Below are 12943 nucleotides of genomic sequence, written 5' to 3' on the forward strand. Positions count from 1 at the left end.
CGTGGGCATAAAAATATGCCAGCCTTAAGATATGCATCAATATTTCACTATTTATAGGGAATAGCCATATCGTCAGCAAGACGACAGTTGGTTATGCTCTATATTCAATTTTTTATGCCTACCTACCCTAGGTAAGCGCTTTTTCTGATCTCACTGAGGAGCACCAGGCAATGGCAGCAATTCGTATCGCAATTAACGGCTACGGTCGTATCGGTCGCAATGTACTACGCGCTTTGTATGAATCTGGCCGCACTGATGAATTCCAAATTGTGGCAATTAACGATCTGGGCGACGCTAAAACCAACGCTCACCTGACACAATACGATACTGTGCACGGCAAGTTTGCTGGCAAAGTATCGGTTGATGGCGATTTCATGATCGTAAACGGCGATAAAATTCGCGTTTGCGCTCAGCGTAATCCGGCTGATCTGCCATGGGCAGAGATCGGCGTAGACGTGGTGATGGAATGCACTGGCTTTTTTGCTAGCAAAGCAAAAGCTTCTGCGCACATTACTGCTGGCGCGAAAAAAGTCATCATCTCTGCTCCTGGTGGCAGCGATGTAGACGCGACCATCGTGTTCGGCGTAAACCATGACACACTGAAATCAACAGATACCGTGATTTCAAATGCATCATGCACCACCAACTGCTTAGCGCCGCTGGTTAAGCCATTGCACGATAAAATCGGTCTGGTTTCTGGCTTGATGACCACCATCCACAGCTACACCAATGACCAAGTTCTGACTGATGTGTATCACGAAGATCTACGCCGTGCTCGTTCAGCAACGCATTCCATGATCCCTACTAAGACTGGTGCAGCAGCTGCTGTGGCCTTGGTATTGCCAGAGCTGAAAGGCAAGCTGGATGGTTTTGCTGTGCGCGTACCAACGATCAATGTGTCTTTGGTTGATCTGACATTCACCGCAGCGCGTGAAACAACGGTTGAAGAAATCAACCAGATCATGAAGGAAGCGTCGGAAGGCTCACTAAAAGGCGTGTTGAACTATAACGACCTGCCTTTAGTCTCGATCGATTTCAACCATGATCCAGCGTCTTCCACCTACGAAGCATCGCAAACTAAGGTTTCCGGTGGCACTTTGGTGAAAGTACTGTCTTGGTACGACAACGAGTGGGGCTTCTCCAACCGTATGCTGGATACTACTAAGGCTTTGTGGAACGCAAAATAAGCATCCATTACTGCTTGTAATACAAAATGCCCACAGCGATGTGGGTATTTTTTTGCCTGCTATTGTTGGACTATGTAAAAAAATAAAAATCCCGTGCATCTAAAGCTTGGCGCACTAGGCCTCTCTATAAGCGCCTCAAGTTCATCACGAGTTGATGCATAGCTAGCCAGTCTATCGTTGATTTATAGCTTTAGCTTAGGTCTTCCTGATTATGCCTTTTACTCAATGAACTCTGTGTAGATGGATTTCTTGAGTGTTGGACGTGGTTTTTGAATGAGTAGGGCGGGTGAGACCCGCGAGGCATGCAGAAGAAATACGCGGGTTTCACCCGCTCTACGATATTTATAATGAGATTAAGCAAGAGGCATAATTAGGTAGGTCTTTGTTGTCTTTGGATGCACGGGTTTGTCCTTGGCTTAAAACGGCCATTGCGCTTGCTTAGAAGTAGCGCACGCTGGGCTAGAAGGTAACTTGGACCTTCATGTGTGCTTTTGCTTGGGCGTAGTAGCTAGGTGGCAAATTCTTGAGCTTGCTAAGTAGTAAGCTGCATTTTAGATCGGCCCAAAAAGCGCCATCTCCGAGTGTTTTTATCGGGGATCCTAGTGTATCGCTGCACTTTCGTTTAAGCGGTTAGAGCAATCTTGATTTGCCTCATGTTGAAAAACTTATTGCGGAGCACTTATACGATGTTTTTTTACATGCTTTGGACTAATAGATGTTGCAGATCAACAACATCTGCTCTTGCTTAATGGCGGAGTTTTATCATTTACCAATACGATTTTAAATGCCAAATGAATTTTCCGGCTGTTTTTATTTCTATTTGTCATTACAGGTATGAAAATATTTTTAATTTTTTTATGGGTATTTTTTGATTTCCATATCAAATTTTTTGATTAATATCTTGGTAATTTTTGAATTTTTATTTGGTTTTATTTGTGAGATTTTTTTATTTTTAATCTGTATATACGCGCTCGTTTATTAAAAATAAGGTTTATTACTTAGTATAAGTGCCTTTTTTCTTTGTTGGTATTTTTACTTATAAGGGTTTGGTATTTTTACAGCAGAACAAAATTAATCGCTGTGTTTATATATGGGCTTCGGAGCACCTAGTACGCATATTTATTTATAAGCGGATTCGTAGTGATGAATTAGCTTTAAGTAAAACGCGACAAGGTGATCTTTAAAATCATATGGATCCGAATTCACACAGTGAATTCGTGGCTCAACCAATATAAAGGAATTTCAGTATGTTTAAGCGCGTTCTTATCGCTACTGCCGTATCCGCAATGTTTGCAGCTCCTGCATTCGCTGACGTAACTATCAGCGGTTCTGCTGAAATGGACTTGATGTACAAGACCAACCAAGCTGGTACAGACGGCAAGGGTAAAGTTGCTGAAGAAATCGCCGTTGTGATCAACGTAGACGGTACAGACAAACTGGACACTGGCGACACACTAAAATGGCGTCTGGCGCAAAAAGTAGCAACTCCAGATCGTTACGATAGTTTCGGTCAACGTGAAGCTTGGATCGGTTACGAAACTAAGTTCGGTGAAGTTCGCTTCGGTAACCAGTTCTCTAACCAATATCTTGAAATGGATGGTTTCGCGAACAATGGTTCAGGCAACTTGTGGGCTGACTTTGGTTCGCAACAAGTTCAATACGCAAGCGGCGTAAGCTACTTCTCACCTAAATTCAGCGGCTTTAGCTTTGCTGGTCAATACGATCTAGGTAACGGCCGTAACTCAGCCCGCGCTATGGAATTGACAGCAAACTACACTGGCTACGGTTTTAATGTTGCTGCTGGTGCTGCTGAAGCGAAGAACGGCGCGAACGCTTCTTCTTCTGCGGGTACATTTGGTGGTTCTGAAAAAGGTTGGGGCCACTCAGGTGAATTCCTTGTAGGTACTAATGCAGAAAACAAACTGCGTACTTACAATATCGATGCTAAGTACAAGACTGGCGCGTTTGATTTAGCTGCTGGTTACAAGCGTAACGAATGGAATGGCACTGTTAATTTGGCTGTAGCTGGCCAAAAAACTACAGTTGACCAATTCTTGGTTGCTGCTGGTTACACTATGGGCAAAAACAACTTCAACCTTGGCTATCAACGTGTGCAAGACAGCAAGACTGATGGCAATAAAGTTGATAACGGCATGAATGTTATTAACGCTCAGTACAACTACACGCTGTCTAAGAACACTGTTGCTTTTGCACAAGTTCGTCATCACATGCTAGATACAGCTGGTAAAGCTAGCGTAATGACAGAGAAGACTTCACAGCTTGATGGTTTTGCTATCGGTTCAGACAAGAAAAATGCAACACGCCTGATGGTAGGTACATGGACAGCGTTCTAATTTAGAACCTGCTCATAAGCAATACGCCGGCAATATGCTGGTGAGGCGCTTAGCCACCTTAAAAAACGCCACGATGTAAATCGTGGCGTTTTTTTGTGCGTGCCAGCATCTGCGCCATTTATAGCAAATCGGTGTTGCGTTTGGGACACACAATGTTGCGGATATACGACGCAATATTGCGTGGGTTTGTACCTATTGAGTATTCTTGGCTGGTAGCACAAGCAATATATGCCTTGATGTACTGAAGTTAAAAAAATCAAATTCGCCTTTAGGAGAGATGAATTATGTTTAAACGTGCTCTGATCGTGGCTGCTGTTGCAGCTGCTTGCTCTGCTTCTGCTTACGCTGAAGTAACTATTAGTGGTTCAGCAGAACTGGATGTTATGTACTACAGCAATCAAACTGCTGATGGTAAGGGCAAATTTGCTATTGATACACCGGTTATTCTGAATTTTGACGGTGTGGATAAGTGGGACAATGGTATGTCCACTATCTGGCGCATTTCGCAAAAGCCAGGCCCTGGCGGTAGCGATAAAGCAACTGCTCCAGCTGCATTTGGTACTCGTGAAGCTTACATCGGTGCTAAAGGTGGTTTTGGTTCGGTTAAGTTTGGTCGTATTTTCCAACAAACTTACCTGCAAAAAGACTGGCCTTACCTGACTGATGGCTCGGGCAATACTGGTGAAGACCGTGGTGTTGGCTCAAGCGCTTTCTTTGATAATGCGATTGGCTACGAAGGCACATTTGGTGCTGTTAACGTATTCGCATCTGCTGATCTGGGTACTGGTTTTACTGATAAGAAAAACGGTAAGCAGGGTTATGAATTGGGTGGTGGTGCAACATTTGGTGCATTCCACTTTGATGCCTCTTATCTTGCTCAGAAAAATGCTGCTGATGAAGAGAAAGCAACATTTAAGCTTGACGGTACTATTGACAAGGCAGGTAAGCCTGCATTGTCAGCTACTGGCTATGACAGCACATTCTTCTTGGGTGGCCGCGCGGCATTTGGCGCTTTGACTTTGAGCTTAGATTGGGCGCATGACAAATATGATCGCACTGATGTTAAAGAAGACGCAATCCACGGTAAGGTTGGCTATAGCTTCAATGACAAACTGTCTCTGAATGCAGGCTGGACGCATATCAAGGATAATGGCGCCGGTGATAAAAAAGCTGATCAGCTAAGCACTCAGCTTGCTTACAATTTGTCTAAGAACACTATGGCATTTGTGCAGTATCGTTATATTAAACTGGGTGGTGCAGGTCTGAAGCCTGAGGGCTTCACATGGCAAGCACAAGGTATCGATAGCAGCAAAGACAGCATGCAACGTCTGGTTGTTGGTACATGGACAGGCTTCTAATCGTTTAAATTACTTAAACGAAATTAAAACCCCGCTTAGGCGGGGTTTTTTGCATTTATTGCTTGGAGTTTGTATCTTGGGAGAGACTGGGTGATGTGTTTGCCGCAAACGCATAAAGCCCCTGATTTTCATCAGGGGCTTTATTTTTGAATCCTGGCGGAAGCGGTCGGATTCGAACCCACGGAGGACTTGCATCCTCGGCAGTTTTCAAGACTGCTGCCTTAAACCACTCGGCCACACTTCCTTTGTGTCTTTGTCTTGCAACTCAGACAGGAACGCATTCTAGCAGCTTTTTTAGGCTTGTGTAAACAATTTGAATAGAAAATAGCTTTTTTTGTTTGGATACTTAAAATGTTTAAAAAAACGCTGATAAAGCGCGGTACACAATCACTTTAGAGTTTTTCAAGTACTGCAAACTTAGCTAATACGCAGTGCTCGGTGTGCTCCATCGCTGGGGATAAGCGAATACGGTAAGATTTATCTTGGGCAGTGAATTTATATTCTCTGTTCTCGGTAAAAAAAGCGCTAGGAATAATGAGGAAGCGTGCAGGGTTAGTACTAGGGCCTTCTGGGGCATAAATACACTGAAAGCTATCTTCTGTTAGTAAAGGGGTTAAGGTGACGATCACAGGGCTTTGAGTCAGCGTTTCTACACCTATACTCATCATGCCTTTTTGGCTGCGATTCACCCGGCGCACAATACCTATCGTAAAAGGGTGCTGGCCAATGTTGGCTAAACCCAGAAACTCGCCTACTTCTAATGGAGTGTCGCTGTGATAGTTCAAGCCAAAGCCCCCCGCGCTTGCATCAGCTAGCTCCCATTTTTGAGCTTCCAAATGGTCTGCGCTGCTTGCCGCGGTTTGTTGCATAATAAATGGGACTATTTTTTGAATCCCCGTAATCACATGGATTGATTTTGTATTGTTTTGTCTTTCATGTTGCCTTACTGGGGTTAGCGCATCGCGTGACCAAAGATTACTCAGAGTTTGCAGTAAATCTAAATTAGCAGGTGAGGATGTTTCTTCAGGTAAGCCAAGATTAGCTGCGGATTGGCCTTGGTTTAGCTGCGTAATCAGCAGGGTTATTTGCTCGGCAACGGCGGTGGTAGACCAATAACGCCAGTTTTCACCCACCATATCTCGGCGTATACGCTTGGGTTTGCCTGTTCCTGTGATATTGATTGCAAATAGGTGTTGTTGTGGTTTTAACTCAGACTCTAGCTCAATAAGCAGGCTCCATTTTTTTAACCATGCAGCAATCAGGTTAATTTGGCTGGATTGAACTTTGTCAGGGTTAGCTAGCGATAACATAAGCGTTTGGATGTAATGATCTTGAATGCTTGAAGGTTCACTGCTGCTGTAAGTGGTTTGTGGCGTTTTTGCAAAATTATTTTGCTCAGCAAAGTGATATAAGCGGTTCAGGTTTCGCCAAATATGATTGTCTAGATCCATATGACGCAAATAGGCATAGCGTGCTTGCGTGGCAAAGAGTTCAACGGCTCTTAGGGTAAATAACTGCAGCTTTTTGTCTTGGGTGCGACTAATTTTTTGACTTGCTAGCTTGATGCCGCTTAAGTAGCCCGTGGCCATTTCTTGCCAAAACGATAAGATGGTGGGCAGTACTTGATGGGGTGATATACCTTCTTCGATGATCCGCCCATGGTAAATATCTAGTAAATGGCTTTGTAATGGGCCGGCTTTTTCATCCAGATAGGGGATGGTTTTAAAAAGCTCATTACTGCTGATTTGGGGATTTTGATTGAGCTGCTGCAGCGCTTTTACGATTTCCATTTGAGCTTGCAAAATATCACTTTCTGGCAGCTCATCCATAAATATAGTTGCTGATTTAAGGTCAAACACGCCTTCTTGCGTGGCGGGGCGAAAGAGTGAATTTACAAGGCCTTTTATGTCAAACATCTTTTTTTACCCAATGATACTAATTCGTTTTGAGAGTAAAGCGTCTAGTTCTGCATTACAAGTAAGGTATTACTGTTTACAGCAGCATTATAAAATGGCTAAAAATCAGCGAGAGTGATATTTAATTGAAGTAAACTTTGATTATATATTTTTTACACTTTTCGTAATTTAAAATTAAAGAAGTATGTAGTTTAAAAATCAAAACCGCCTGCTAGCCATCTTGATTTTCTTTGTCAGAGTATAGTCAAGCGGCAGCGGCAGCGCTGCCATAAACGCTGCTGTGTTGTTAGCTTTTCTAAGCTACAGCTTGCTTCTTTTTCCACAAAAATAGCAAACTAAAACCCTCCGCTGTGCGGCAAGGGCATAGCGGCGCTGCGGTGTGATAAAATCAGCGCCTTTCTGTTGGCGTAGTGTGAAATAAAACTAGGCGGGCAGAATCTATATTCTTACTTTTGACGAAGCTTTTGCATCGTTAAGAGAAAAAACGTAGCTTAAATCAAACTCACTGCCTGTAAAGAACGATCCCTAGCTTGCTGTTGGTTTTGTACCTTAACAGTCATCTGGGCTGAGTAAACTGCATAGTTAGGATTTTTTTACGGGCTTTTTACGGCTGGCAGCGGTGCAGGAGCCAACTCGCGATCAGGCGGAAAAAATATTTCAGTTTTTATAAGTTTTTATCCGTGATGTAACGATGAGCTTGCGCGCTGTGCAGGTAAATTACCATTTCTTTTAAAGAATACAACGATGTATCTGGGTAGCAATAGGGTAAACAAACCATGATTAGTACTGCAAATATTACAATGCAATTTGGCGCGAAACCTTTGTTTGAAAGGGTTTCAGTTAAGTTTGGTGACGGTAATCGTTATGGCTTGATTGGCGCAAACGGTTGCGGTAAATCCACTTTTATGAAAATTTTGGGTGGCGATCTAGAACCAACGGGCGGTAATGTAAGTCTAGAGCCTGGCGTTCGTTTGGGTAAGCTTAAGCAAGATCAGTTTGCTTTTGAAGATTGCCGCGTGATTGATGTGGTGATGCAAGGGCATACTGAGTTATGGGCGGTGCTGGCTGAGCGTGATGCGATTTACGCCAACTTAGAAGCCACCGAAGATGATTATATGCGCGCGGCTGATTTAGAAGGCAAAGTGGCCGAGTACGATGGTTACACTGCTGAAGCGCGTGCGGGTGCGCTGCTGTTGGGGGCGGGGATTCCTATTGAGCAGCACACTGGCCCAATGAGCGATGTGGCACCAGGTTGGAAGCTACGTGTATTACTGGCGCAAGCCTTGTTTTCTAATCCAGAAGTATTGCTGCTGGATGAGCCAACCAATAACTTGGATATTAATACCATCCGTTGGTTGGAAGACGCGTTGAATGAGCGCGATTCCACCATGATTATTATTTCGCACGATCGTCACTTTTTGAATCAAGTGTGTACGCACGTGGCTGACGTTGATTTCCGTGAGATTCGTATTTACCCAGGTACTTACGATGATTATATGATTGCTTCTACGCAAGCACGTGATCGCTTGCTGACAGACAACGCTAAGGCTAAAGAAAAAGTAGCTGAGTTAAATTCTTTTGCTGCGCGTTTCTCTGCTAATAAATCGAAAGCGCGTCAGGCTACCAGCCGTTTGAAACTGGCAGATAAGATTAAGGAAGCGATGGTAGAGGTGAAGCCTTCTAGTCGTCAGAATCCTTATATCCGCTTTGACGTGGATGAAAAAGCCAAACTACACCGTCAGGCTGTTGAGCTTGCTGGCGTGTCTAAGTCTTTTGATAAGCCTTTGATACAGAATTTAGATCTGATTTTAGAAGCGGGTCAGAAGATTGCGGTGATTGGTGGTAACGGCGTGGGTAAATCTACCCTAGTGAAGCTTTTGATGGATGTGATTAATCCAGATAGCGGCAAGATTAAGTGGGCCGAAAAAGCACAGCTGGGTTATTTTGCTCAGGATCACGAAGCTGATTTTGAAGAAGACATCACGCTGTTTGACTGGGTTAAGCAGTGGAGCCAGCCTGGTACAGATGATCAAGTGATCCGAGGGATTCTAGGTCGCCTGTTATTTAGCGGTGACGATGTTAAGAAATCAGTTAAGGTACTGTCTGGCGGTGAAAAAGGCCGCATGCTGTACGGGAAGCTGATTTTAGAAACGCCGAATGTGTTGATTATGGATGAGCCGACCAACCATATGGATATGGAGTCGATCGAATCTTTAAACTTAGCTTTAGATTTATATAAAGGCACTTTGCTATTCGTGTCGCATGACCGAATCTTTGTAAGCTCGCTGGCGACACAAATCTTAGAGCTCAATGGCGACGGCACATATATCTACTATGTGGGCGGTTACGAAGATTACTTGGCTAGCCGTGGTTTGGATTAAGTTGAAACCTCAAATGTGCTTGCACTATTTCTAGTATTTAATTGACGTAGTATGTAAGTGATTGTAGTAAAATAAAGGGGCGATTATTCGCCCCTTTATTTCATTGTTATTCTTGATTAGCTGCTTTGCTCTGCAAAAAAAATGGGCACTAAAACCTACGAAAAATGCGTCATCCCCGAATGTTTTTGTCGGGGAGCTAGGGGGATTACACCGCGACTGGATTTTCGCTTGCGCGGGAATAACGCTGCTAGTGCTGGGTAGAGCAGCTAATCAGGTTCTTATTTAGGCTTCTTATCGCTATGTCTTGTGCCATTCCCTTTGAAACCACCGAGTATCCAGCCCCTGCATGGCTACCTGGGGGGCATGCGCAAACTTTGTATCCCGCTACCTTGATGTGGAAAAAAACGCCTATCTATCGACGAGAAGCGTGGATTACGCCTGATTTAGATTCGATCGTAGTGGATTGGGTGGATGGCCGTGCGGGTACGCCGCTGGTGGTGTTGTTTCATGGTTTGGAGGGCAGTTCGCGCAGCCATTACGCCACCTCTTTATTTGATTACTTGTATCCGCTTGGTTGGCGTGGTGTGGTGCCGCATTTTCGCTCCTGTGGCAATGTGCTAAATCGCTTGCCTAGGGCTTATCACGCGGGGGATTCGGCCGAAATTGATTGGGTACTATGCCGGATTCGCGCTCAAAACCCAGATGTGCCTATTTTTGCAGTAGGGGTGTCGCTCGGAGGCAATGCCTTATTAAAGTGGCTGGGAGAGCAGGGCGATGCGGCAGCGGCAGTGATCGATGCCGCCGCTGCGGTATGTGCGCCGATGGATTTAGCGGCCACGGGTGAGGCCTTGGATCAGGGTTTTAATCGCCGTGTGTACACACGTGAATTTTTACGCAGCTTACGTAAGAAGACCTTTGCTAAGCTGAAGCTGGTTGATAATCCTTTTTTAGATAAAGAGAGCTTACGCCGCGTAAATACCTTGCGTGAATTTGATGATTTATTGACGGCTCCGATACATGGCTTTAAAAGCGTAGAACATTATTGGCAAGAGGCCAGCAGTAAGCCTTATTTACCCTTGATTCGCTTACCTAGCTTAATTATCAATGCTAAAAACGATCCTTTTGTACCGTTTGAATCTTTGCCTTTGCCAGCAGAGGTATCAAATAGCGTTACCTTATTGCAAACATTGGAAGGGGGACACGTTGGCTTTGTGTCGGGTGCTATTCCTGGGCAATTGCAATGGTTACCAGAAACACTGCATCGTTTTTTTCAGTGCCATTTACCGTTGCCTCGTTAAAGGGATTTGCTTGTGCCCGTCTTAGCTCATGGTCTGTTTAAAGCCTACGATATTCGTGCTAAAACCTCATTACTCACCCCCGAGGTAGCCCATTTTGTTGGGCTGGCATTGGGGGTGGAAGCGCATGCACAGGGGGTGCAGCAAATTGCGGTGGCCAGAGATGGCCGCTTCTCTAGCCCCGCCTTAGCGCGCGCTTTAATTGATGCGCTAGTTGCTAGTGGGATCACGGTGCTGGATATGGGCTTGGCAGCTACGCCCTTGCTGTATTTTGCGGCCCGTCAGTATAGTAATGGTTCTGGTGTAATGATTACCGGCAGCCATAATCCTAGTGATTATAACGGCATTAAAATGACCTTGGCGGGTGAAACCATTGATGGCGAGGCTTTGCAAGCCTTACGCCAGCGTATAGAAAACGATGATTTTATTGCGGGTCAAGGCCAAGTTCAGCCTTTAGATGTCTGCCAAGCTTATTACGCTGCTGTGGCGGCGGCTGTTCCTCTGCAACGGTCTTTTAAGGTAGTGGTGGATTGTGGGAATGGCGTGCCAGGCGCGTTTGCCCCAGCGTTGTATCGCGCTTTGGGCTGTGAGGTGATTGAGCTGTATTGTCAGGTGGATGGTGCTTTCCCCAACCATCACCCCGACCCACAGGTAGAAGAAAATCTGGCTGATTTAAAACGGGCCGTCGTAGCACATGCTGCCGATTTAGGCTTGGCATTTGATGGCGATGGGGATCGCTTAGGTGTAGTAACACGGCATGGCGATAGCATTGCAGGCGATAGGCTATTAATGCTTTTTGCCGCAGCCGCCTTAGCCAAGCAGCCTGGGCACATTCTCTACGATGTAAAATCGAGCGGTCTGATTGCAGATTGGGTGAGGAGCAAAGGCGGTAGTTGTGAGGCGATTCCAACGGGGCATGGACATATGAAGCGCCATTTACAGGCCACAAAGGCGCTGGTGGCGGGTGAGTTGTCTGGGCACTTTGCCTTTAATGATTGGCCCGATGATGATGCACTTTTTGCTGGGGCGAAGTTTTTACACATGATGTCAGAGCAAGATTTAGCACAGGCTCTGCAAGCTTTACCTAGATCGTTAGTTACCCCAGAATTACAAGTGAGCCTGGCGCAAGATGGCCATCAACTGGTGGCTGAGATTGCTAAAAAAGCCGTGTTTCCGCTGGCCTTACGTATTTTTGCAATTGATGGTTTACGGATTGAATATGCTGATGGTTTTGGCTTGATTCGGGCATCAAATACCACACCGGTATTAACGCTCAGAATTGAATCGCAAACTGCGCTGGGTTTGGCGAGGATTCGCGCCGAATTAGCGGCGGCTATTGCACCGCTACAGCTTCCTATTTAATGCCATAATGTTTTGCAAAGTTTCTAATAAATACCCTAAATTGAACCACGATTGGAAAAACAATGATTCCTGCTTCACACCTCATCGCCTCTCACGTTGCTGCAGCCTTACAGGAAGATATTGGTCGCTGTGATTGGACGGCCATGCTGATTGCTTCAGATATCCAAAGTAGTGCCACGGTGATTGCAAGGCAGAGTGCGGTATTGTGCGGGCGGGCTTGGTTTGATGAAGTGTTCCGCCAAGTAGATGATGAGGTGCAAGTACAGTGGATGGTGGAAGAAGGCGAGCGTGTCGCGGCAGATCAAGTACTCTGCCTTATTCTTGGCCCAGCACGTAGCTTACTGACTGCCGAGCGTAGTGCGCTTAATTATTTACAAACCCTCTCTGCGGTGGCTACTGAGACGCGCCGTTATGTAGATTTGGTGGCACATACCTCGGCCAAGATTCATGACACGCGTAAAACAATCCCTGGGCTAAGGCTGGCGCAAAAATATGCAGTTACGGTGGGCGGGGGCCTCAATCAGCGGATTGGTTTATATGATGGCATCTTAATTAAAGAAAACCATATTATGGCGGCGGGCAGTATTGCGGCTGCTTTGGCTGCAGCAGTAAAGTTGGCTCCAGCCGATGTAACGATCCAAATTGAAGTAGAAACTATTCATGAGTTAGAACAGGCTTTGCACGCAGGGGCAGTGTCGGTGCTATTAGATAACATGAATTTAACTGACTTACGTGCGGCGGTGGCTTTAGCTGGGCAGAGCGCAGTTTTAGAGGCCTCTGGCGGCGTGGATGAAAACACGGTGCGCGAAATCGCGGAAACGGGCGTGCAAAGAATTTCGATTGGTAAATTAACTAAAGATATTCAAGCAATAGATTTATCAATGCGTTTTTCTTGATTGCTGATGAGGCTTTAAACGATTTTTATTTACGATAAAAAAAGTCGAAAAAAATCAAATAAGTTGGCATAATGAAATTGTTTATTAATGCTTTTTATTTATATAAAGCTCGCTGTATTTATTCGTAATTTTTGTATATGTCGTTAATGATGTTTATTTGCTATGGTTGCCATGTATTACAAGTAAATGGAACT

At 45.0% G+C, this 12943-nt stretch carries 8 protein-coding genes and 1 tRNA gene; 7 read left to right on the forward strand and 2 right to left on the reverse strand.

Annotated elements, in window-relative coordinates:
* Positions 1-170: 170 nt before the first annotated feature.
* The 3 genes from gap to R6242_RS01135 all read left to right on the forward strand — a co-directional run bounded on the left by gap (position 171) and on the right by R6242_RS01135 (position 4899).
* The gene (gene gap / locus R6242_RS01125) at positions 171-1187 is read left to right on the forward strand and encodes a type I glyceraldehyde-3-phosphate dehydrogenase (RefSeq protein WP_318422853.1); all 1017 of its coding nucleotides are present in this window, start codon (positions 171-173) and stop codon (positions 1185-1187) included.
* A 1247-nt stretch (positions 1188-2434) separates the two neighbouring features.
* Positions 2435-3541, forward strand: a complete 1107-nt coding sequence (locus R6242_RS01130) for a porin (protein ID WP_318422856.1) — start codon at positions 2435-2437, stop codon at positions 3539-3541.
* 284 nt (positions 3542-3825) lie between these two features.
* Positions 3826-4899 carry a porin gene (locus R6242_RS01135; RefSeq protein ID WP_318422860.1) on the forward strand — a complete coding sequence of 358 codons (1074 nt, stop codon included), beginning with the start codon at positions 3826-3828 and terminating at the stop codon, positions 4897-4899.
* A 154-nt stretch (positions 4900-5053) separates the two neighbouring features.
* Here R6242_RS01135 and R6242_RS01140 read toward each other — a convergent pair.
* Positions 5054-5143, reverse strand: a tRNA-Ser gene (locus R6242_RS01140).
* A gap of 148 nt (positions 5144-5291) precedes the next feature.
* Entirely contained in the window at positions 5292-6815 is a 1524-nt protein-coding gene (locus R6242_RS01145; protein WP_318422863.1) for a hypothetical protein, read from the reverse strand.
* Between the two features lie 776 nt (positions 6816-7591).
* Between R6242_RS01145 and R6242_RS01150 the strand changes: the two genes are divergently transcribed.
* From R6242_RS01150 to nadC, 4 genes are all read left to right on the forward strand, one after another.
* Complete coding sequence (locus R6242_RS01150) at positions 7592-9196, forward strand: ABC-F family ATPase (RefSeq protein ID WP_293932574.1); 1605 nt, start codon at positions 7592-7594, stop codon at positions 9194-9196.
* A gap of 299 nt (positions 9197-9495) precedes the next feature.
* Positions 9496-10494, forward strand: a complete 999-nt coding sequence (locus R6242_RS01155; protein ID WP_318422866.1) for a YheT family hydrolase — start codon at positions 9496-9498, stop codon at positions 10492-10494.
* Between the two features lie 12 nt (positions 10495-10506).
* A complete protein-coding gene (locus R6242_RS01160; RefSeq protein WP_318422868.1) occupies positions 10507-11853 on the forward strand; it encodes a phosphomannomutase/phosphoglucomutase in 1347 nt (448 codons plus the stop codon).
* Between the two features lie 62 nt (positions 11854-11915).
* Positions 11916-12749, forward strand: a complete 834-nt coding sequence (nadC, locus tag R6242_RS01165) for a carboxylating nicotinate-nucleotide diphosphorylase (protein WP_318422871.1) — start codon at positions 11916-11918, stop codon at positions 12747-12749.
* Positions 12750-12943 lie beyond the last annotated feature (194 nt).

It is taken from the genome of Iodobacter sp. CM08, from assembly GCF_033446605.1.
Taxonomy (GTDB): Bacteria; Pseudomonadota; Gammaproteobacteria; order Burkholderiales; family Chitinibacteraceae; genus Iodobacter.

What these genes read in the sequence shown, in the direction of transcription:
- gap (WP_318422853.1), top strand. Translation starts at nt 171, where the DNA reads ATGGCAGCAATTCGTATCGCAATTAACGGCTACGGTCGTATCGGTCGC.
- R6242_RS01130 (WP_318422856.1), top strand. Translation starts at nt 2,435, where the DNA reads ATGTTTAAGCGCGTTCTTATCGCTACTGCCGTATCCGCAATGTTTGCA.
- R6242_RS01135 (WP_318422860.1), top strand. Translation starts at nt 3,826, where the DNA reads ATGTTTAAACGTGCTCTGATCGTGGCTGCTGTTGCAGCTGCTTGCTCT.
- R6242_RS01145 (WP_318422863.1), bottom strand. Translation starts at nt 6,815, where the DNA reads ATGTTTGACATAAAAGGCCTTGTAAATTCACTCTTTCGCCCCGCCACG.
- R6242_RS01150 (WP_293932574.1), top strand. Translation starts at nt 7,592, where the DNA reads ATGATTAGTACTGCAAATATTACAATGCAATTTGGCGCGAAACCTTTG.
- R6242_RS01155 (WP_318422866.1), top strand. Translation starts at nt 9,496, where the DNA reads ATGTCTTGTGCCATTCCCTTTGAAACCACCGAGTATCCAGCCCCTGCA.
- nadC (WP_318422871.1), top strand. Translation starts at nt 11,916, where the DNA reads ATGATTCCTGCTTCACACCTCATCGCCTCTCACGTTGCTGCAGCCTTA.